Raw genomic sequence first — 22,197 nt, 5'->3', positions numbered from 1 at the left:
ATATGGCATTAGGTGGTGGCACATTCTTATTCCACAATAAAGTATTGCCAGGTACTTATATTAACTTCGTATCCAAAGACCGAGCATATGCAGAAGTATCTGACCGCGGCTTTGGTGCGATGCTGCTCTCCTTTGATTGGGGCCCAAGTGGTGAAGTGTTCCGTGTAGATAACGACACATTCCAAAAGGATTGCCAAAAATACTTTGGTTATGACTACGGCCATGACAAAATGAAGGGCTTACGTGACTTGTTCCGTGGCTTGAAAACTGGCTACTTCTACCGCTTAAATTCTGATGGTGCGCAAGCTACAGGCACAATCGGCAAAGCTAAATATAAGGGCATTCGTGGTAACGATTTGGGTGTATCTGTTCAAGCTGATCCGGACAATACAGGTAAATTTATCGTAACTACTTACCTTACTACTGGCGATGTTCGTAAAGTAGTAGACACTCAAAAGAACTTGAAAGATGCAACAGAATTACAAGATAACGATTATATCGTATTCACTAAAACTGGCGCATTAACTACTACAGCTTATACTGCACTATCCGGTGGTACTAATGGTTCCACAATTACCGTTAAAAACTACCAAGACGGCATCGATATGCTTGAACCTTACTACTTCAATACATTAGGTTACGCAGGTGCGGACGACACAATTAAGAACTTGCTTATTGCATTTACTAAACGCTGTCGTGAACAAAGTGGTGCTAAAATCCAATTAGTGATTCATGGTAAGACTAAGGTCAACTATGAAGGTGTTATCTCCATCCTTAATGACGTAACCGACGAAGGCGCTGAAAAAGGCTCTTTGGTGTACTGGACATTAGGTCGAGAAGCATCTTGCAATATCAATGCTACAGTAGGCAACATGGTTTATGATGGTGAATACACAGTCAACGTTAAGTACAAACAGTTCGAACTTGAACAAGCTATCAAAGATGGTATGTTTATGTTCCACAATGTTACTGACTCCGTTGGTGGTAATATCCAAGGCGACGTTCGCGTATTGAAAGACATCAACACATTTACAGAATTCAGCAAAACTAAAAACCGCGACTTCTCCCTTAACCAAGTCATTCGTGTATTGGATAACTGGGCAGTTGACGGCGCTAGATTGTTTAATAAAACACATCTTGATAAATCCCCTAATGACCAAGCTGGTCGTGAGTCCTTATGGGGCGACCTTGTATACCTTGCTGAACAGTACCAAAAAGTACGTGCTATCCAAAACTTCGATGATAAGGATATCCCAGTACCTACACAAGGCGATAACAAGGAAGATGTATTGGTTAACGTACAATTACAGCCAACTGTGGCTATGGAAAAATTGTACATGACTGTTGTAGTGGCCTAGGAGGATAACGTATGGAAAATGAAATTTTAGATGCATTGAAAACGATGGATGCAGCTGACGTTGTTTCTTCTAAATTAGCGTCTTGCTATATCGTAGAGAACGGGAACAGATACTTACTGTTTCAAGCGAAGAAACTCAGCGCAAAAATCAAAAAGAATAAAGAAAAAGTGGCAATTTTGGGCCGTATCGGTGCGGGCAATAAGTCTACCTCCGTAGAATACAGCGGTAGCTTAACCATTTACCACAACACAGCTTTATTCGATAAGATGGTTGAAAAATACTTGAAAACGGGTGTGGATACATACTTTGATATGCAAGTAGTTAACAACGATCCAACTTCTAAAGCTGGTCGCCGTTCTGTAATTCTAAAAGGCGTGAACCTTGATGAATTAACAGCAGCTGAGTTCGACGCTGAAGGCAAATACATCGAACAAGAACACAACTTCACCTACGAAGGTGTTAAATACGTTCAACACTTTAATGAATTAGACGGGATGCAAGCCTAGTGCTTGCTCCCTTTTTTTAGGAGGTTTTTATAATGGCTGAAAATTTGAGCGCATTCCTTAAACAAAACGTTGATGTAGTCAATGAAACAGAATACGTAGCATCTAAACGTATCAAAGTGAATGGCGAGCCTGTTGCATGGAAAATCAAAACATTGGCAACAGATGAAACTGAAAAAATGCGTAAGAAATACACTAAACGTATTACTGACCGCATCACTCGTCAATCTGAAGAACGCTTTGATGCGACTGCATACAACGAAGATGTGCTATCTAAGGCAATCACTTACCCTAATCTTTATGATGCGGAACTTCAAGATAGCTGGGGCGTAACTGAACCGGTTGAGCTCGTAAAAGCAATGCTCACACCAGGTGAATACGCTGACCTTTTGGCAGCAGTAACAGAAGCCCAAGGCTATGACGTAGGCATGGAAGATAAGGTAAAAGAAGTAAAAAACTCCTAGAATCCAATGAAACAGAAACGATGTTCGCATATTTGGCATTTGTTAAATACCATATGCGACCTTCTGTTTTTGCGGATATGGACATGAATGAAAAGGCTGTAGTAATTGCCTTTATTCAGCAACATGCCAAAGACGAGCAAGATGAAATGAATAAGGCAAAAAGGGGGTAATGAATGGCTACACTTTCTAACTATATAAGCCTCTCTACTAATATTCCTAATGCTATGAACGCAGCCGCAAACGCAACAACTAAAGCCTATCAATCCATGAACACGCTACATAATAAGATGAACGGTGTATCGAGTGCTAGTGAAACGCTGAAAGCTAGCATGGGTGGTATCATGAACAGCTTTGCAGGTAATCTGTTGGCTAGTACGGTAATGAACGGTATTGGCGCTATAAAAGGTGCTATCGAATCAATTCAAGATACTGCTACTGAATGGGCACAGGTGCAAGCTCGCCTTAAATTGGTAGCCGGAAGCCAGGAAAATGCTATTTATCTGAACAAGCAGATATTTGAATCCGCGCAGCGTGCAAGAGGCGGGTACTTAGAAATGGCTGACGCTGTAATCCAGGTATCTCAATCCGCGCATGATGCGTTCCCGGACCCAAGAAAAGCTGTAGAGTTCATGGAAGGTATTCAAAAAGTATTCGCCATTGGCGGTGCATCGAAAGAAGCACAAAAGAACGCCATGCTTCAGTTAACGCAAGGTTTAGCAAGTGGGCAATTACAAGGTGACGAATTCAGGTCTATTGCTGAAAATGCGCCTATGATTGAAAACATCATTGCTAAATCAATGGGCGTATCTCGTGGCGAACTTAAAAAGCTAGCTTCGGAAGGTAAGATTACTGCTGAAGTCATTAAAAACGCTATTATGAATAACTTGCCTGAGATTGAAAAGCAGTTTGAGTCACTTCCTAAAACTTGGGGCGATCATATGCAGTCGATTAAGAATAAAGCTATTCGAGCGTTTGAGCCTGTGTTCCAACGAATATCTGACCTTGCTAATAGCGAGGGCGTCCGTGAGTTAGTAGACAACGTAACTGGAGCTATCCAAACAGTAGCACCTGTATTCTATTGGCTCGTAGGCGTTATAGGCGAAACGATTAATACCGCAGTATGGGCGTTTAACGCGTTATCTAACTTTGTTAGACAGCACTCGTCTATCATGTATACAGCAATGATAATACTGGGTGGCGTTATGGCGTTCTATGCAATTCAAGCCGGTATAGCAGCCGGAAGAACGATTCTCGCTGCAGGTGCTATGGCGATTAAGGCCGTAGCGGATTGGGCGGAAACTGCTGCCTTGTTAGCAATGATTGTAGCTCAAGAAGGATTGAACGCTGCATTATATGCGTGTCCATTAACATGGGTAATCGGCTTGATTGTTGCAGTTATAGTCATAATCTACTTAGCTGTAGAAGCTATTAACTATTTCTGTGATGCGAATATTAGCGTACTAGGAATCGTAGTTGGTGCTTTTTGGGCGTTCGGTTCCGCTATTTTCAATGTGTTCGCATTGGGATGGAACATTATCGCAGCATTTGTTAATTTCTTGGCCAACGTATTTAAAGACCCATTACATGCAGTCGCTAACTTGTTTATCGATATATGGAATGGTATTTGGCAATTCGTGAAAGCTAGAATTAACGATATTATCGATGCGATTAATAAAATCCCAGGCGTAAATATCGATAAGGTAGGCGGGTCTACTGGCGTAATAGAACGATTTGAGATTGCCGGCGGTGAAACTACTGTCATGGGCAAGATGGATTATTCTAGCGTTACAGGAGCTTTCGGCGAAGGCTATAACATTGGGGCTAACCTTAGCCTTGGTGATTTGATGCCTAGCATGCCTGGTGTTAAAACTCCTCAAGAGTTTGACGCTAGCAAAATTACTCCAGGTGCTGATCATGATGCGGCCGATAAGACTAAGAAAAACACAGGTAAGACTGCCAAAAACACAGGCAAGATTGCCAAGTCTATCGACATGACAAATGAGGAAATCAAGGCACTCCGTGAAAGTGCTATCGATAAGTCCTTGAAGAAATGGCAAGATGCCAATGTAATTCACATCCAAATGAATAACGATGTGGAAATCAATAACGGCACTGACCTAGATGGCTTTACAAGTCAAATCTCGAAAGGCTTGAAAGATGCATTCGCAATTCAAAGGGAGGGAATCTAAATGTATTACTTCTATATGGGGGCGATGCAGATACCGATTCCCCCTAAAGAATTAACCACTACTATCAATGGCAAGAACGAAACAATGGAGTTATTAGGAAAGGGTGAAGTTAATGTTATTAAGCCTGCAGGGCTTACTGACATTGCTTTTAAATTCTTGTTGCCTAACTCTGATTATCCATTTAATGAGTCCTTGCTCTTTAAGTCTAAGAAGGCTAAGTACTACATCGATGAACTCGAAAAGCTTAAAACTACAAAGACGATCTTCCAATTTATCGTAGTTCGAATGAAACCAGGCGGACAGATGTTAGCCATGACTAACATGAAATGTACGCTCGAAAACTACGTCATTGAAGAAGATGCAGACAATGGCTTTGACTCGTATGCTAACGTAACGTTGAAACAATGGAAAGATTGGGGCGCTAAACGGATTGAGGTAAAAACCGATAAGGACGGTACTGCTAAAGGTAGCGTTAAGTCGGACAGACCAACGAACGGCAAGGTGGCGGCATCTACTGCTAAAGTATCCAAAGGGCAGACTTTACAGCAAATTGTTAAGAAGCAATTAGGCAATACGGATAACCTATTTCAAATTGCAGCACTTAACAAAATCGCTGTACCGGCTATCTTGGGAGTTGGCCAAGTAGTCCAGCTTAAACGTGAGGGTAATAACGAATGGCTATAGATGAAAAGAAAACAGTCGAGAAATCTCAAATCAATGGCACTATCATTCCGTTACCCATGCCTAATCAACTTCACTATGAGCTAACCATCAGAAATAAAAGCACTGGTGATTTGTGGCTCATAGAACCTGAAGATAGCGTACAAATTACGAGAGCAGTTGATTGCGTTCCAAGTAAGATGACTTTCAAAGTGCCTAAAGACCCTAACCTCAATTTTGAAGAAGGCGATACCGCCAAGTTCACGTTAAACGGAGGGGCGGTATTCTTTGGGTACGTCTTTGAGAAACAGCGTGACGGCAAGAATTCGATATCAGTTACTTGCTATGATCAGATACGTTATCTCAAGAATAAAGACTGCTATGTTATCGGAGCTATGACGGCGACTGAGTTCATCAAAATGGTGGCCGATGACTTTGGATTGAAATGTGGTTATATGGATGACACCGTATGGAAAACTCCGGAGAAACCGCAAACCATATTCAAAGATAAGTCACTGCAAGAAATGATATGCCAACTGCTCGATAAAACGGCTATATACACGCCTAATCATGCGTTCTACCATTTGTACGATGATGCGGGCGAGTTACGGCTAGCATCGTTTGAGACTATGAAGACAGATATTTACATTGATGATGAGTGCATGGAAGATGTGCAATACACAACTTCCATAGACAAGGAAACATACAACTATGTTAAAATCGTCCGCACAGTTCCAAACGGCGCATCAAGTAAGTTGGAGAACACTTTCATAGCTAAGGACGATAAGAACATCGAGAAATGGGGCAGATTACAGTATCTGCTCATTCCTAAAGAGAAGGACATCAACGCAGTAGCGCAAGCCAAGGCAATCATGGCTCACAAAAACAAGAAAAGCCGTGAAATTAAACTCAAAAATGTCATTGGTGATGTGCGTGTACGCGGTGGATCCTTGGTGTACATCAATCGAAACTTTGGCGATATGATTGTTAATAATTACATGATGGTAACATCTGTTACTCATACGTTTAAAACAGGATTTCACGGAATGGATTTAGATTTACGATACGTTGATAATGACGCAGCCTATGAAGTTGCAAAAGACGAAGATGCGGAAGCGGTTAAGAAGATTGAAGCTGCTAAGAAAACCAAAGGCTCTGCAGTCACTACTGGGGCAGGCGGTACAGCAGGCCAAGTCGATACCGCATTCAGCGCCAATGACGGCCGAGTATCTCAATATGGTAGTCAGGGCTGTGCTGACACAGTATGCGCTACTGGGTCTTGGTACAATTCTGATTTGAAAGATGAGTACAACAAAGGTACGGCAAGAGTTGATACGCTTCGCCAAAATCTCGAGGCTAAAGGTTATACAACGGAACAATTCAACGGATACGCTAATAAAGGCGATTTGTTGATTTATGGTGATGATGAACACGTTGTTATTGCAGATGGTGCAGGCGGATGCTTCGGCAATTCATCTAAACGCGGCTATGCTATGAAATATGGTAACGCAAATTATGCATGGCACAATGATGAAGCGCCAACTAAGATTATTCGAATGGGGGCTAAATAATGGATAGCGAGTACATGAAAATCGTTAATACGATTAAAGAAATAGCGAGCACCGTTATATCGAATGGCGAACCTATGGAAGTGATCGTCGGCGAAGTTGTTAGTGTATCACCGCTTGCTATTAAGATTGACCCTAAGTTAACCGTACCTGAAGAAAATATTATTCTTACTAAAAACACCTGTGAATGGACTATGGAGATGAGTGTTGATCATGTTACAGAAAACCGAGCAGGTGGAGGCGGCATGGCTGAATATGCAAGCCATAACCATGACTATAAAGGGCGTAAGAAGTATCTCGTTCATAACCAATTAGTAATGGGCGACAAAGTCATTATGTTAAAAGAGACCGGCGGACAGCGTTACATAGCGTTAGACCGTTGGTATAACCCGAACAGGGGGTGCACGACTAAGTAATGGCAGATAATTTACTATTACCAAAACAAAATAACGATGCCCTTATTCCTGATACAGTAAATTATATTGAACCGTCGCATACGTATGACGTTGATTTTAGAACGGATAGCCAAATTAGAGGATATGCGGATAAGTTGCGAGCTATGGAGCAAGCGATTTATAAAATTATCAATACGGAGCGGTACCAATATATTATTTACAGTTGGAATTACGGCATCGAGCTACAAGACTTATTCGGACAGCCAATTCCGTATGTGTACGCTGAGTTACAGCGTCGCATAGAAGAGGCATTACTGGCTGACGATAGAATCACTAAAGTATACAACTTTGATTTTAGCCACGAAGGTGGTGACGTCATGGTTGAGTTTGACGTAGATACCATCTATGGTACGCTACAAAAAATCAAGAAAGGGGTGAAAGGTATTGTATGAGCATATGACGGCCAATCGAATTGAAAAACGAATGCTCGATAGAGTTAAAGATGAATTCGATAGGCGTGAAGGTAGTGTTATATACGATGCTACAGCTCCGGCAAGTGTTGAGTTTGCAGAACTCTATATCCTGGCAGATGTTATTTTGAAACAAGCGTTTGCAACTACGGCAGACCGTGAATTCTTGATACTTCGTGCAGCAGAGTTTAATATTTACCCGGAACCAGCCACGCAAGGCGAATTTGAAGCCCAGTTCAATATGGAAGTACCGATTGGCTCCAGGTTTAATTACAATGAATACAACTTTGTTGTAATAGAGTTAATCGACGACACGGAACATAAGTACAAGCTCAAATGCGAACAGTACGGACGCACTCCTAATGCGACTACAGGTGATATTACGCCAATTCAAGGTATTAATGGCCTTACCTCTGCTAAGATATTGAAAAATATCACGCCGGGTGAAGATGAAGAAGATACAGAAGTATTTAGAAAACGATACTTTGATGCTTTGAAATCAAAAGCTTATGGTGGCAACGGTGCTGATTACAAGGAAAAGGTATTAGCTATCCCTGGTGTAGGTGGTGTTAAAGTATACCGCTGTTGGAATGGAGGCGGTACAGTTAAGTTAGTCGTCTTAAATAGTGACTACAAGCCGGCGGCAGATGAACTGATTAAGGAAGTAGAAAATGTTATAGACCCCGCACCGAAAGGCAAAGGCTATGGGCTCGCTCCTATCGGTCATACTGTAACAATCGAAAAGGCAGAACCTGTGACAGTCAACTACCGAATTGAAGTAACTATGATGAGCGGGCATAACGTTAACGAAATTCAAACACTTGCAGAAAACGCTATCAAGCAACGATTACTTATTCGCGCTAAAGAATGGTGTAATCAAGACGAGAAGGATCATGTTATTCTTCGGTCTAGCCTTGTAACAGCTCTGATGGTTGAACTTCCTAACGTTCTTGATGTAGGCAGAATTACTGTAAACGGTGCAGCTGTATCAAAACTTGAATTGAAGGATAATCAAATCCCAGTATTAGGGACGATTACTTTGGTGGCAGTATGATTACAGATTTCGGTATTTTTAAGCGAGATATTGATATCTCACAATTCGCCGTTCCGTTAACTCGAGATTCTCGGGATATCCAAGAAGTGTATCGAGTGGAATCGGCTGAATTACAACTACTATGGGATATCATGCTAGATATCTTTAAGGAAGAATACATCTATACCGCATCAGATTACGGACTTGAAGCATGGGAACAAATATTAGGCATCAATCCTCCGGATTTAACGGATACAGAAGGACGCAGAAGCGAAATACTATCGGTATTAATCGGACAGCGTCCTTTTACTATGCCTAAAGTACAAGAAATGCTTAATTTTAAATTCGGTAATCACGTAGTAGAGCACTCTGTTGTATCTGATAGGTATGAGTACTGGCTAGATGTAGTAGATGGGTTTGAAACACAACTCAACAATATCATTGATTATGTTGAGCCTTTAATTCCTAAGAACCTAATCATCAAAACTAAAAGTACTACAAACCTTAATGGCGAAATATACATCGGCGCTATCTCCGATGTATATGAATCCTTCCATGTCGGGGCGGCATTAGATAAGTTTGACTTCAAAGTAGGCTCTGACATTAATATAGGCATGAGCTTCGACGTATTAGAAACAATTAAAGTATAAGGAGAACACATGGCTTCTATTTATCCAAATACACGATTAACCAATTATGGCCGTGAGTTAATCGCAAGATCGCAAGCAACTGGTAAGAAGTTGCAGTACATTAAATTAGTAACTGGGGATGGACAGCTCGATAATCAAAATATCGATACTATGACCTCTGTAATAGCTCCAAAATTGGAGTGTCCGTTTACCTCTAATGGTGAATTCGTTGGAGATGGTCAATTTAGAATTGAATTTGCAGTAGGCAATAGTACAGTAACCAATGGATTCTTCGCTAGGGAATTAGGCGTATATGCCAATTTAGAAGGTGAATCTGATTCCGCTGCTAGATTAATTGCATATAGTAATGGCGGTAACTACGCATCCTATATTCCGTCTAAGGAGACACCGATTAATTCTAAAGTATTCTCCTTAGATGTTGTAATTGGCAACTCAACAAATGTAACCGTTAAGAAGATTGATGCGGCATATCTAACTAGAGGTGCATTAGAGGCCCATAGCCGTGACACAAGTGCGCACGCTCCTATCACAGACCAAATCAAAGCAATCCTCGGCAGTGCTAACTGGAAAGACTCCCCAGCAAGTACGCTTGTTACAATTAAAAACTTACTAGGGCAAGGTGCTATAGTTGCTTCTAAACTAACTGGGAATGGTGGGTATGTTAAATTTGCGAATGGGTTTACTATTCAATGGGGAGTAGGCGGACAAGACAACGTAACTAAGACAGAGGTAACCTTCCCAATTAGATTTACAACTTTATTCATGGCTAATGCTATTGATGCATATTGGAGCGGTTCCGATACACCTAGATATTTTGCAAATTCTGTCAATGAAAGCAACAATGCAAAAGCAGTATTTACAGCAAGCGATAGATATGCAGCATCATATTACTGGTTTGCATTAGGAATGGCATAATAGAAGGAGAAAACACATGAACCAATATGTATTTGTATTAAACGAAATGGGCGAAAGAATTACATCCTTTGTGGATAATATGATTAGTAAAGATGAATTACTAGATCATGCTAAAAAAGAATGGCCAGATGCAGCGGATTATATTTACTCTGCAGACGGCGATAGTATGCTAGATGAATTTATGGCTGGCAAGTTATATGTAAATGGTGAGTTTGTTGTACCACAACCAAAAGCACCAACTAAGGCTGAACAAATTGCAGAAATTAAAAATTACTATGATAAACGATTTGAAACGCTAGAACAAATGGTGTTAAGACGGCGATTGATTAACGGCGATATTGCCGACTTGCAAGAACAGTTTAAGAAATTAAATCAAGAAATGTTATTAAAAATTAAGGCGGTGAAATAATGGAAGCGTTCGAAATTAAAAGTGATGTTCCTGTTATGAAATTCTGTGAATTTTGCTACGCAACATTAAACGAAGATGGCACTTGCCCTACAGAGGGTTGTATTCATAATGATCTAATGGATTTGGAAGAGGATGATGCGGATGTTACCAGTCCAACACAACTTTAATGTCATTAAAGGAGAAACAATCACTCTAAATGTGGGATATACAAATGCAGTAGATAGTGAAAGCCTATTTGCATGTGTCAGAAAATATCCAACGGATGATGAGTACAAGGCAAAGTTTGATGTGGCAGTATCACAAGATGGATTAGAAGGTGATGAGTTAAGTAAAATCATCTTATCATTGGATACCAACACATTGAACTATGGCAAGTACTATTGGGATTTATTCCTGTGGAGTGGCGAAAAGCCTATTAAATGTCTGATAAAAGGTGAAATAACAATAGCTGAAGGCATCAGCAATAGGGGGAAATAATATGAGTGATGAAAATATTCATATAAAGTCTAATGATGATGATAAAATCATTGTCAAAGATAATACCCAAATTATTAAATTGCAAGGACCAAAAGGAGACCCTGGACTACAAGGACCTCCAGGACCTCCAGGTCCTCCAGGTGAACCTGGTAAAAATGGTGTTGATGGTGTAAATGGCGAGCGAGGTATTCAAGGGCCACCAGGACCTCCTGGTAAGGACGGAGTTAACGGAGCAAAAGGTGAACAAGGCTTGCAAGGTCCTCCTGGGCCACCAGGAAGAGACGGAACTAAAGGTGAACCGTTCAAATATTCCGATTTTACTGCTGAGCAATTAGCATTACTTAAAGGCCCTAAAGGAGATAAAGGTGAACCAGGTCCTCCTGGTACTGGTGCTAATGTAGACCTTAGTGGATATACAACAAAGACAGATGCTGATAATCTTTATTTAAAGAAAGTAGATTTAAGAAGCTATCTAACAATGTTAGGCGACCCCAAGTATGCATACAAAACAGAGTTAACTAGTTATTTACTAAAAACCGATGCTGAAACTAAATATAGCAAAAAGACTGAATTAGATAACTATGTTAAAAAATCTGAAATTAATCAGTATACTTCAGCATCTAATGTACAACTTACTCCAGAACAGCTTGAAAAATTAAGAGGGCCACAAGGCCCTAAAGGTGAGCCATTTAGATATAGCGACTTTACACAGGAACAACTTAACGCACTTAAAGGGCCAAAGGGTGATAAAGGCGAACCCTTTAGATATTCTGATTTTACGGAGGAACAACTTCAAGCGTTAAAAGGCCCTAAAGGAGACCATGGAAGCGGTGGTGGACAAGCAACTTCACAACCTATTGAAATATATGAAGTGGTTTGGGGAAACGCTATAGCCAGCAATCCAGGTGCTGATAGAGGTTACTTAGCATTTGACCCATTAACAGGCTGGGGATACTTGCATTTTGATTTTAAATTGAAAACCCCTTCTGGTAATGGCAATATGGTCGCATCACTTCCGCCGAATGCACCAGTTGCAGTAAGACTAATAGAAAGAAGCGTTGATGTAAACAACAATAGTATTTATGTTGAACGAAACAGCCGTATAATTAAGGGTTGGGGTGTACCAGCGAACACACGTTATATTATTGATATTATCGGATATTGGAGGAAAGCGTAAAGGGATGTGGACATGGCAATTCGAACTGAATGATATATTAACCACTCTTACAATTGTAGGGGTGGTTGCAGGTGCAGGATATAGATTATTGATTATTCCATTACTACAGCAATTAGACTCACAACGGATGCAAGATAATCTTATCTTTCAAGAAAAATGGGGTGTTCTTACTGACACTCTTAAAGATTTAAAGGACGAAATTAAATTATCACGTGCAGAGAGAATTAAAGCAGAAAGCAAGCAAGTATTACTATCTGCAAAGGTTGAAGCATTAGAAGTGCGTGTTGATGATATAAAGGAAGAACTTCATGAACATACCGCCAAAGCTCATTAATTCAATTAAAAAATCATACAATTCTATAAAGATAGCAAATATTCATCCAACAGGGATGTGGGCAACAAGGGCGCTAGTACTAACAATGCTAGTGCCTATTTTATTGGTGGTCACTCAATATATTATGTCGTTTATTAGCGGATATGTATCGGACGATGCGAATAAGCTGATTAATGTCGGCATCAATATTATTGACCACATATTCATACCTAGTGTTTTAACGGCTATTGTAGGGTTCTTAGGGCTTTGGATAGACCAAAACAACAATGGCATTCCTGATAGATTAGAAGAGGAGGATAAACGATGAAAGTATTTATTAATCCGGGCCACGATATTAACTTAGATAGTGGCGCAGTCAATCCTGTATATGGGACACGTGAATGTGATGTGGCCCGTGATGCGGGTAAGATGTTAGCTCGCTATTTGGAAACAGCAGGATGTGAAGTTCGTACGTTACAAGATGATGATTTAGGCCTAGTATGTTCTGAATCTGATTCTTGGGGCGCAGATATCTTCGTATCGCTTCATTGTAATGCGTTTAACACGGAAGCTCGAGGAACTGAAACACTGTATAAGTCCTTTAACGGACAACGCCTAGCGAATGACATTCAAAGCCAAATTATCCGCAGCATTAATACAGTAGACCGAGGCGTTAAGAAACGTGATGACCTTTGGGTGCTTAATGGTACAGATGCAACAGCAGTATTAGTTGAAATGGCGTTCATCGATAACGAAGAAGATCATACTATGTTATCTAACGACCTTGATACTATCGTTCGCGCTATTGCTAGGGGGATTACTGACTACGCAGGAGGGGTATAATGTATGACAAAATCAAAGTTTTACTTAATAACCTTAGTTACCGCCATGCTGCTATCTGTGGTATTGTGCTCCTCTCCGTCTTTTGCTGCTGGTACATCTTCCACGAGCCAAGTGGAAGCAACAATCACGATTCCCTTAACACAGTGGAACGAATTGAAAGCCAACAACGAGAAAGCCTTGAGCTTAATCGAGACATCCAGTCTTCCATTGACCGAAGCTCAAAGCTTGGTCATGAAGCAAAGGGAAGAATTGAACGAAGCACACAATACAATATCGACATTGGAAACAGAATTGATGAAAGCCAAAATGCTATCCATGAAGCAAGAGGTTACCTTGTCAGAAATGCAGAACTCATTGACCGAATTGAAAGGGCAAATCGACAACGACAAGAGAACAATCAAACGACTACGGATGCAGCGCAACCTATCTCAGATGGTGGGAGCGGGAGCAGTAATCGGAGTAGTGATTCATCGGTAAAGAGGTGATCCAATTATCTCCCTAGCCTTGCGAGGGTGGACGTAAGGCAAGCCCCAGGTAAATACTACCTGGGGCTTTTTGTGTTTGACATCATTTTGACATCATTTTATTAAAAAATATGTAGAAATATAGACAAATAAGAAAGTATAAAATACAGTAAAATACTGTATTTGTAGGGTTTGTCAGCAGTATATAAGTAAACTCTTAATCAGGGTGTCCAGGGTTCGAACCCCTGGTGGTCCACCAAATAAACCCGCACAGTAGTGCGGGTTTTTCTTGTTATTGCATTTATATTATCCGTTTATAATTTATTAGTAATATTAGGAGTACTGACATGAAATTAGATGATGTAATGACAACACAAGAGGCTGGTGAAAGATGGAATGTACCAGCTGATTCTATTAAGCAATGCTGCTTAAAGCGATATGCAAACAAACAGTTTTCCGATGATGAAGCTAGAAAGTCGGGTAAAATGTGGCTTGTAACCCGTCAAGGGATGGAAAGGCTATACGGGGAAGAAAAGGATCGTTCTATATAATGAATATATTATATATGACATCATTTTGACATCATTTTATTAAAAAATATGTAGAAATATAGGTAAATAATAAGCCTATAGAACAAATACCAAAAGAATATATGACCAATTGATATTTTAAGCTTTTAGTTTTCTCCTTTTCTGAAAGGTTTGTAATAGCTGAGATGAGTTTATTAGATATGGAATGTTTTATATCTTATAGACAATACGGGCTTAATAGCTTATGATTGCTATATAATAATTTTTCTCATTAGGAGGTAACGAATGGCAGTAGATGTTTCTAGAACACAAGATGTGTATAAAGATGCTGGACAAAGTGTAAACTTTACAACATTATTATTAAATCGTAAAGATCGTGATGCAGAGCTAGAAGTAATTCAAGATATGGCGGACCGTATTCAAGCCATTAAACGTTCTGTAAGTATTCGTGCAAATGGTGCAGGTTTGGGCATTGCTTTTGGTTTCAGCCGTAAAGCATGGGATTATTTATTCCCTAATGCACCTATACCAAAAGAGTTAGAAGACTTCCAAGGTATTAAAGGTGATAAACAAGACGTACCAGCTGTAGCAGCTGATTTATTCTTACATGTACGTTCCAATGATGAGTCCGTTACATATACTGTAGTGGATCAAATTATGGAGTTCTTACGTCCTATTACATCTGTAGTAGATGAAACTCATGGCTTCCATTATGAACAAGGTCGCGCCATCATTGATTTCGTAGATGGTACTGAAAACCCTGTTGGTCAAGAAGCTGTAGAGTGGGGCGCTATTGGTGATGAAGATCCTGAATTCACTAATGGTTCTTATGCATTTGCTCAAAAATATGAACACGATCTTGATGCGTGGCGTGCTCTTCCTACAGAAATGCAAGAAAAGTTCATTGGCCGTCGTAAATTCAGCGATATTGAGTTAGAAGATGATGAAAAAGATCCAGCAGCTCATAATGTAGTGGCTCAAGATAATCGGGATGATAAAGAACATAAAATCGTGCGCATGAATGTGCCGTTTGCACAACCAGGCCAAGGTGTACGTGGTACATACTTTATTGGCTATGCTCGTTACTGGGATGTAACTAAAACTATGCTTACTAATATGTTTACGCAAAATGATAAATTGCTTGATTATTCCAAACCTATTACAGGCATGCTCTTCTTCATTCCATCCCTTGATACATTGGATGCTATTGCAGAAGGTGAGTTATAATCCGCATAGCTAGTTTATGCATGATTTATATGGTTTGTGATGCTCAGTTTTGTTAGCAGCATATAATTTGAGTAAAATATCATATAAGTTGAGTGAAAATATCATATAAATTCTATAGAAGCGCTCCTTTTGGGGGCGCTTTTATGCTATAATAAATCTATTAAACTCGTAAAATCCATTGTAGTTATGAATGAGGTATTCCATGAATTATACTAGCACCCGCGGTACCGTTGCGGTAAATGAAACATATGCATTGTTGCACGGCTTAGCAGAGGATGGTGGTCTATATGTACCATCTTTATTCCCTACGAACTGCTTAACTTACAATGATGTGAAAGATAAAAACTATCAAGAGGTAGCAGCTGTTGTATTAGCTAAGTTGTTCCCATGCTTCTCCGAAGCTCATTTAAATGAAATGATCAATTCTGCATACTCTGATGCTAATTTCAGTACTCGTGATATTGCACCATTACATTCCTTATTAGAAAAGGTTTCTGTATTGGAATTATTCCACGGCCGTACACAAGCTTTCAAAGATATGGCATTGTCCTTATTCCCATATCTATTGGTGGCGGCAAAAGAAGCAGAAGGTGAGAAAAAAGAGGTTCTTATCTTAACGGCTACATCTGGTGATACTGGTAAAGCCGCACTGGAAGGCTTTAAAGATGTACCTGGTACACATATCCAAGTTTTCTACCCAACAGATGGTGTAAGTCCTATGCAAGCTGAGCAAATGCAAAAGCAAGAAGGAAATAACGTTAACGTAACGGCTATTCATGGTAACTTTGATGATGCTCAACAATTCTTGAAACGCTTATTCGTTGATAAGGCTACAGCAGAAGAGGTTGCGGAAAAAGGTGTGATGTTCTCCAGTGCGAACTCCATTAACATCGGCCGCTTAGCACCTCAAGTGGTGTACTATGTAAATGCCTATGCTGAGCTTGTAGCACAAGGTGCTATTCACGAAGACGAAGCTTTCAATGTAGTAGTGCCAACAGGTAACTTTGGTAATATCTTGGCTGCTTACTATGCTAAAAAAATGGGTATTCCTATTGGTAAATTGATTTGTGCATCCAACCAAAACAATGTGCTCACTGAGTTCTTTGAAACTGGCACATACGATATGAATCGTCCATTCTATACAACGATTTCTCCATCTATGGATATTCTTGAATCCTCCAACTTTGAACGTTTCTTGTACTATATCTCTGGTGAAGATAGTGAACGTACCGCTGGTTGGATGAAAGATCTTAAAGCAACAGGTAAATTGACTGTAAATGAAGAAGAGTTCAGTCGTGTTAAAGCTAATTTTGCAGGTGCTTATGTTGATGATGAAGAAACAAAAGTCATCATTGAGCAAGTGTACAATTCCTATGGTTATGTAATGGACCCTCATACTGCGGTAGCTATGGGTGCATACATGAAGGAATTAGAGAAACACCCAGAAGATGGTGCGCGTCATACAATTATTGCATCTACTGCACATCCATTTAAATTCCCTACAGCTATTTGTGAAGCTTTAGATATTAAAGTTGGTGATACACCATATGAAAGCTTAGATAATATTTCTGCTGTAACGGGTGTAGCATTCCCTAAACAATTGGAAGCATTGAAATCTAAACCATTGCGTTTCACAAAAGCAATCGATAAAGAGAATATGAAACAAGAAATTCTTGATTTTGTAGATACATTCTCTAAATAATACGGTGCCGCCTTTCGCTAGAAGGGCGGCATATATTTTGATTTTATATATTCCGTATCTCCTGTATATTAGATTGCTCATATAGATAATACAGGGGTAGTAACTATTTAGTTATACTATGGTAAAAGTGTATAGGGAGGTAGTATGGCTAGAAAAGGCCTTATGTATGCACTATTGTCGGCACTCTTGTTGAGTACGATGAATTTATTTGTAAAGATGCTCGGCTCTAATATTCCATCTGGGGAAATTGCCTTTTTCCGTGGTTTATTTGGAACCATTGCTGTTCTCATCGTTATGTATACCCGAGGTATCCGATTCTCGAAAGAGGATAGAGGACATCTTGTTATGCGTGGCTTATATGGCGGCTTTGGCATGGTATGTAACTTTATTGCCCTAGTGCATTTAAAGTTATCCGATGCGACGATTTTATTTCAAACATCAGGTATATTCGTACTGATTTTTAGTGCCTTATTTCTTAAAGAACGAGTGCCTAAAGGGGCAGGAAAATGGCTACTCTTGATCTTTGTAGCCGTTATGGTTATGGTAAATCCATTTAGTTTTACTGGCTTTACTTGGTTTGCCTTGGTGGCTATTTTAGGGGCTGCTCTATCTGCAGCTGCGTATACGACCATTCGCCTTATATCTAAACGAGGGAAACATAGCAATTTCGAAATTATGGCTTATTTCATGATTACAGGGATGATTGCAGGGCTCGTTACAACTGATAAGCTCGTTATGCCGCAGGGAACAGATTGGCTTATCATCTTGGCGATTGGTGGTATTAGTGTAGTGGCTCAGTTCTTCTTGACTGGTGCCTTTGTTACAACTAACGCTGTAGTGGCACAATTCTTACAATATGTTGGTGTATTCATCAGTTCCTTCTATGGCTTCTTGTTCTTTGGTGAAAGCTTATCTATTGAAACGATAGGCGCTGGTGTGGCGATGTTCGTATCTTCTGTTATGTTGGCTCGCCTCAAAGAACAAAGTGGACCTTTACAAGAAGGAAAGGTTATAGAGGATAAAATTAAATAATTGTCGAATCTATACAATAATAGATGTTGTATGACAGTAGAGGTGCTAATCACATTCGTGATTGGCACCTTTTAACATGGTGCGAAAAGTACGCATAAATACTGATTTATTACAATTTTAGATTGACCTATGAAAAACTATATTAAATAAATTCGAAAAACTACATCGAAAAATATTGACATCTCTTCATCTTTACTTTATGATTAGTACAGTTATTAACGCATTCTCAATTAAGTGTATCTAGGAGTAGTGAGAAATGAAAGAATTTTTGAACGATTTTAAAGCTTTTGCATTCAAAGGTAACATGATGGACCTAGCTATTGGTATGATTATTGGGGCTGCTTTCACAGCGTTGGTTAACTCCGTTGTAAGCAACTTGTTCATGCCTATTATCAGCTTGTTCACAGGAGGTATTGATTTCAGTAACTTGTACTTGCCATTAAATGCTGCATCTAAAGATGCATTCATGGCTGGTGCTGATATTAATACAGCTCGTGCAGTTGGTTCTGTATTGCCATACGGTACATTCATTACTGATTTGATTCAATTCTTAATCTTGGCGTTCGTTGTATTCTTGATGGTTCGCGCATTAGCTAAAATGATGAAAAGTGCGAAAGAAGAAGAAGCTGCTGAAGCACCTACAACTAAAGAATGTCAATTCTGTAAAACAGAAATTCACATTGATGCAGTTAAATGTCCTAACTGTACAGCAGATTTGAAATAATTCAAATTTAAAGCTACATAAAAGGAGTAAGGCCTAGGCCTTACTCCTTTTTGTTGTATTACGCCAGCTTTCTAGTATAAAATATAAGTATATAATAGAAATATATGATATTAACTTTAACGCGAAATTCTTGGGCGTGTATTATAAGACGTTTTTGGAGGACTTATACATATGGAAAAAAAACCTCTAGTTGTTGTAAACGGTTTAGTCCGTAAAGATGCAATTGCTTATTTAAAAGAGCACGTAGATGTGCGCCAATGGACTGAAAAGACTGTAATGCCTCGTGAGACATTAAAGGAATGGCTCGTTGATGCGGATGGTTTGTGGTGTGTTCGCCCTTTAGATGTAGACGGTGATCTTGTAAAAAATGCACCTAATTTAAAGGTTATTGCTCAAGCAGCTGTGGGTTATGATAATGTAAAAATTGATGAATTAACGGCAGCAGGTATTCCTTATGGCAATACGCCGGGTGTTCTCAACGAAACTGTAGCAGAACTTGCTTTTACATTAATCGCCACAGCTAGTCGCCGTATTTTAGAAAATGCTAATTTTGTAAAAGAAGGGCGTTGGGCTCAAAGACCTTCTAATATTAAAGGCTTTGATTTAAGTCGCCGCACTCTTGGTATTATCGGAATGGGTGCTATCGGTGTATCTATTTCACGTCGCGCTCGTGCCTTTGGGATGACCGTTGTATACCATAATCGCAACCAGCGTATAGATGATAAAATTTATAAAACAACTTATATGGAGTTAGATGATCTTTTGGCTACTAGTGATGTAGTTTGTGTAATGGCTCCATTAACAGATGAAACCTATCACATGTGTGATGAAGCATTCTTCAAGAAGATGAAAAATACCGCTTTATTTGTAAATGTAGGCCGTGGACCTATCGTTGATACAGATGCTCTCATTAATGCCTTACAAACAGGTGAAATTGATTATGCGGCACTCGATGTAACTGATCCAGAACCATTACCAGCAGATCACCCACTATTAAGTGTTGAAAACTGTCTTATCGTACCACATATTGGTTCCTATACTGACCGCACGCGTTATGATATGTCTATTTTGACAGCCGATAATATTATTGCTGGTGTTCATAAGAAACCATTAAAAACTTGTGTTAATGAAGAGGTTAACTATAAAAAAACAGAAATGGATGTTGAATCTGCTTTAGAAGAGCTTAAAAAGGCAGGAGTTGATTTAGCTGATTTCGACTAATATCACAAGACCTCAAAAGATATGCGATATTATGCAAAATATGGTAAAATAAAAGAATATTTATCCTATGGAGGTTAGAACGTTGGAACATAAAGATATTGAAAAAACTGTAGCTCCTGAAGAAGTTGTATCCGTTAACTTTATCGAAGCTATCATTAACAAAGATAATGAAACTGGTAAATACGGCGGACGCGTATTAACTCGTTTCCCGCCAGAACCAAATGGTTACTTACACATTGGGCATGCTAAATCTATCTGCCTTAACTTTGGTATTGGCAAGCAATATAATGGCTTAACAAACCTTCGTTTTGATGATACAAACCCAGCAAAAGAAGACGTTGAATACGTAAACTCCATTATGGAAGATGTAAAATGGCTCGGCTTTGATTGGGCTGGAGAGCCTCGCTATGCATCTGATTATTTCGGTCAAATGTACGAATATGCTAAGAAATTAATCACTCTTGGCAAGGCTTATGTAGATGATCAAACAGCAGATGAAATTAAACAAACACGTGGCGATTTCTCTACACCTGGTACCAATAGTCCATACCGTGACCGTAGCGTAGAAGAAAACTTGAAACTCTTTGAAGAAATGAAGGATGGTAAATACGCTGATGGTGAAAAGGTATTGCGTGCGAAAATCGACATGGCACATCCTAATATCGTTATGCGTGACCCTGTTATCTATCGTATTGTAAATGCAGAACATCATAATACAGGTAATGAGTGGAAAATCTATCCTATGTATGATTTTGCTCATCCTATTGAAGATGCTATCGAACGTATTACACATTCCATCTGTACTTTGGAATTTGAAGTTCACCGTCCGTTGTATGATTGGGTACTTGAAGACTGGGATGACACTGAAATTCCACAACAAATTGAGTTTGCGCGCTTGAACGTAACTAAAATGGTTATGTCTAAACGTAAATTGCGTGCTCTTGTTGAGGCAGGCCTTGTAGCTGGCTGGGATGATCCTCGTATGCCTACTATTTCTGGCTTACGTCGTCGTGGTTATACTCCAGAGGCTATTCGTGATTTCTGTGACCGTATTGGCGTAGCTAAGGCTGACAGTGTTGTTGACATTGCTTTGCTAGAGTTCTGTATCCGTGAAGATTTGAAACTCAAAGCTACACGTCCTATGGTTGTTATTGATCCTGTGAAAGTTGTTATTACAAACTATCCAGAAGGTCAAACTGAACTTTGTACCGTTGAAAATAACCCAGAAAATGAAGAGTTGGGTAACCGTGAAGTTGTATTTGGTCGTGAAATTTACATCGAACGCAATGACTTTATGGAAGAGCCAGTTAAGAAATTCTTCCGCTTGGCACCAGGTAAAGAGGTACGCTTAAAAGGTGCATACTTCATTACATGTACTGATGTTATTAAAGACGAAAATGGCAATATTACAGAAATTCACTGTACATATGATCCAGAAACTAAGAGCGGTAGCGGTTGTACACGTAAGGTAAAAGGTACATTGCATTGGGTTGAAGCATCTACTGCAGTAGATATTGAATCTCGCTTATATGACTACTTACTAAAAGAAGATTCTGACGGTAAAGACTTCTTAGGTGACTTTAATCATGAGTCCTTACAAGTATTCCACAGTAAAGGGGAAGCATGTCTCGGTACAACTGTACCAGGAGACCATTTCCAATTCTTGCGTCAAGGTTATTTTGTAACTGATAAAGATAGCACACCAGATCATATCGTAATGAACCGTATCGTTGGTTTACGTGATAGTTGGGCTAAGGCACAAAAGAAATAATGTATCCTACATTGTTAAGATAATGATAAAGAACCGCTCCGTTAAGGGCGGTTCTTTACTACTGTGTTGTTACTAGACATAATGTTGAGAGTTTGTGACATT

At 39.6% G+C, this 22,197-nt stretch carries 27 protein-coding genes; all 27 read left to right on the top strand.

Features of this window, described 5'->3' with window-relative positions; all coding sequences use genetic code 11:
* Positions 1–2 precede the first annotated feature (2 nt).
* The 27 genes from VCHSUH04_RS07235 (at position 3) to VCHSUH04_RS07115 (ending at position 22,095) form a co-directional block, all read left to right on the top strand.
* A complete protein-coding gene (locus VCHSUH04_RS07235) occupies positions 3–1,358 on the top strand; it encodes a phage tail sheath subtilisin-like domain-containing protein (protein ID WP_105085958.1) in 1,356 nt (451 codons plus the stop codon).
* Positions 1,359–1,369: 11 nt separating this feature from the next.
* Positions 1,370–1,864, top strand: a complete 495-nt coding sequence (locus VCHSUH04_RS07230) for a phage tail tube protein (RefSeq protein WP_005385916.1) — start codon at positions 1,370–1,372, stop codon at positions 1,862–1,864.
* 32 nt (positions 1,865–1,896) lie between these two features.
* The gene (locus VCHSUH04_RS07225; protein WP_005385917.1) at positions 1,897–2,325 is read left to right on the top strand and encodes a hypothetical protein; all 429 of its coding nucleotides are present in this window, start codon (positions 1,897–1,899) and stop codon (positions 2,323–2,325) included.
* A 20-nt stretch (positions 2,326–2,345) separates the two neighbouring features.
* Positions 2,346–2,495, top strand: coding sequence for a hypothetical protein (locus tag VCHSUH04_RS10330; protein ID WP_005385918.1), 150 nt, complete (start codon positions 2,346–2,348; stop codon positions 2,493–2,495).
* A 3-nt stretch (positions 2,496–2,498) separates the two neighbouring features.
* On the top strand, positions 2,499–4,514 hold the full coding sequence (locus tag VCHSUH04_RS07220; RefSeq protein WP_105085957.1) for a tape measure protein: 2,016 nt from the start codon (positions 2,499–2,501) through the stop codon (positions 4,512–4,514).
* Complete coding sequence (locus tag VCHSUH04_RS07215; RefSeq protein ID WP_105085956.1) at positions 4,515–5,198, top strand: peptidoglycan-binding protein; 684 nt, start codon at positions 4,515–4,517, stop codon at positions 5,196–5,198.
* Entirely contained in the window at positions 5,189–6,745 is a 1,557-nt protein-coding gene (locus VCHSUH04_RS07210) for a hypothetical protein (RefSeq protein ID WP_105085955.1), read from the top strand. The genes VCHSUH04_RS07215 and VCHSUH04_RS07210 overlap by 10 nt, the downstream gene beginning before the upstream one ends.
* Positions 6,745–7,158 (top strand): DUF2577 domain-containing protein, encoded by a 414-nt coding sequence (locus VCHSUH04_RS07205; protein ID WP_105085954.1) that lies wholly within the window; start codon positions 6,745–6,747, stop codon positions 7,156–7,158. The genes VCHSUH04_RS07210 and VCHSUH04_RS07205 overlap by 1 nt, the downstream gene beginning before the upstream one ends.
* Complete coding sequence (locus VCHSUH04_RS07200) at positions 7,158–7,589, top strand: DUF2634 domain-containing protein (RefSeq protein ID WP_105085953.1); 432 nt, start codon at positions 7,158–7,160, stop codon at positions 7,587–7,589. Before VCHSUH04_RS07205 ends, VCHSUH04_RS07200 begins: the two co-directional genes overlap by 1 nt.
* Positions 7,582–8,661 (top strand): baseplate J/gp47 family protein, encoded by a 1,080-nt coding sequence (locus VCHSUH04_RS07195; RefSeq protein WP_233188315.1) that lies wholly within the window; start codon positions 7,582–7,584, stop codon positions 8,659–8,661. The genes VCHSUH04_RS07200 and VCHSUH04_RS07195 overlap by 8 nt, the downstream gene beginning before the upstream one ends.
* Positions 8,658–9,290 (top strand): putative phage tail protein, encoded by a 633-nt coding sequence (locus VCHSUH04_RS07190; RefSeq protein ID WP_105085952.1) that lies wholly within the window; start codon positions 8,658–8,660, stop codon positions 9,288–9,290. Before VCHSUH04_RS07195 ends, VCHSUH04_RS07190 begins: the two co-directional genes overlap by 4 nt.
* A gap of 9 nt (positions 9,291–9,299) precedes the next feature.
* Positions 9,300–10,205, top strand: a complete 906-nt coding sequence (locus VCHSUH04_RS07185; protein ID WP_105085951.1) for a hypothetical protein — start codon at positions 9,300–9,302, stop codon at positions 10,203–10,205.
* A gap of 16 nt (positions 10,206–10,221) precedes the next feature.
* Complete coding sequence (locus tag VCHSUH04_RS07180; protein WP_105085950.1) at positions 10,222–10,614, top strand: hypothetical protein; 393 nt, start codon at positions 10,222–10,224, stop codon at positions 10,612–10,614.
* Entirely contained in the window at positions 10,614–10,781 is a 168-nt protein-coding gene (locus VCHSUH04_RS10275; protein WP_199176437.1) for a hypothetical protein, read from the top strand. Before VCHSUH04_RS07180 ends, VCHSUH04_RS10275 begins: the two co-directional genes overlap by 1 nt.
* Complete coding sequence (locus VCHSUH04_RS07175; protein WP_105085949.1) at positions 10,756–11,091, top strand: hypothetical protein; 336 nt, start codon at positions 10,756–10,758, stop codon at positions 11,089–11,091. The genes VCHSUH04_RS10275 and VCHSUH04_RS07175 overlap by 26 nt, the downstream gene beginning before the upstream one ends.
* Before the next feature lies 1 nt (position 11,092).
* Positions 11,093–12,268 (top strand): hypothetical protein, encoded by a 1,176-nt coding sequence (locus tag VCHSUH04_RS10270; RefSeq protein WP_199176436.1) that lies wholly within the window; start codon positions 11,093–11,095, stop codon positions 12,266–12,268.
* 4 nt (positions 12,269–12,272) lie between these two features.
* Complete coding sequence (locus VCHSUH04_RS07165; protein WP_105085948.1) at positions 12,273–12,602, top strand: hypothetical protein; 330 nt, start codon at positions 12,273–12,275, stop codon at positions 12,600–12,602.
* Positions 12,577–12,909 (top strand): hypothetical protein, encoded by a 333-nt coding sequence (locus tag VCHSUH04_RS07160; protein ID WP_105085947.1) that lies wholly within the window; start codon positions 12,577–12,579, stop codon positions 12,907–12,909. Before VCHSUH04_RS07165 ends, VCHSUH04_RS07160 begins: the two co-directional genes overlap by 26 nt.
* Positions 12,906–13,424 (top strand): N-acetylmuramoyl-L-alanine amidase, encoded by a 519-nt coding sequence (locus VCHSUH04_RS07155; protein ID WP_105085946.1) that lies wholly within the window; start codon positions 12,906–12,908, stop codon positions 13,422–13,424. The genes VCHSUH04_RS07160 and VCHSUH04_RS07155 overlap by 4 nt, the downstream gene beginning before the upstream one ends.
* 3 nt (positions 13,425–13,427) lie before the next feature.
* Positions 13,428–13,901: a hypothetical protein gene (locus VCHSUH04_RS07150; RefSeq protein WP_105085945.1), complete on the top strand. Its 474-nt coding sequence runs from the start codon at positions 13,428–13,430 to the stop codon at positions 13,899–13,901.
* 334 nt (positions 13,902–14,235) lie between these two features.
* Complete coding sequence (locus VCHSUH04_RS07145) at positions 14,236–14,439, top strand: helix-turn-helix domain-containing protein (RefSeq protein ID WP_105085944.1); 204 nt, start codon at positions 14,236–14,238, stop codon at positions 14,437–14,439.
* Positions 14,440–14,703: 264 nt separating this feature from the next.
* Entirely contained in the window at positions 14,704–15,645 is a 942-nt protein-coding gene (locus VCHSUH04_RS07140) for a Dyp-type peroxidase (protein WP_105085943.1), read from the top strand.
* Between the two features lie 202 nt (positions 15,646–15,847).
* Complete coding sequence (gene thrC / locus VCHSUH04_RS07135) at positions 15,848–17,347, top strand: threonine synthase (protein ID WP_105085942.1); 1,500 nt, start codon at positions 15,848–15,850, stop codon at positions 17,345–17,347.
* A gap of 144 nt (positions 17,348–17,491) precedes the next feature.
* Positions 17,492–18,379 carry a DMT family transporter gene (locus VCHSUH04_RS07130; RefSeq protein ID WP_105085941.1) on the top strand — a complete coding sequence of 296 codons (888 nt, stop codon included), beginning with the start codon at positions 17,492–17,494 and terminating at the stop codon, positions 18,377–18,379.
* A 256-nt stretch (positions 18,380–18,635) separates the two neighbouring features.
* The gene (gene mscL, locus VCHSUH04_RS07125; protein WP_105085940.1) at positions 18,636–19,103 is read left to right on the top strand and encodes a large conductance mechanosensitive channel protein MscL; all 468 of its coding nucleotides are present in this window, start codon (positions 18,636–18,638) and stop codon (positions 19,101–19,103) included.
* Positions 19,104–19,274: 171 nt separating this feature from the next.
* A complete protein-coding gene (locus VCHSUH04_RS07120) occupies positions 19,275–20,324 on the top strand; it encodes a D-glycerate dehydrogenase (RefSeq protein ID WP_105085939.1) in 1,050 nt (349 codons plus the stop codon).
* A gap of 82 nt (positions 20,325–20,406) precedes the next feature.
* The gene (locus VCHSUH04_RS07115) at positions 20,407–22,095 is read left to right on the top strand and encodes a glutamine--tRNA ligase/YqeY domain fusion protein (RefSeq protein ID WP_105085938.1); all 1,689 of its coding nucleotides are present in this window, start codon (positions 20,407–20,409) and stop codon (positions 22,093–22,095) included.
* The last annotated feature ends 102 nt before the right edge of the window (positions 22,096–22,197 follow it).

Origin of the sequence: Veillonella sp. T14073-2 (assembly GCF_002959875.1) — a bacterium.
In the GTDB taxonomy this organism is placed as follows: Bacteria; Bacillota; Negativicutes; order Veillonellales; family Veillonellaceae; genus Veillonella; species Veillonella infantium.
This window is presented reverse-complemented; position numbering and strand designations above follow the sequence as displayed.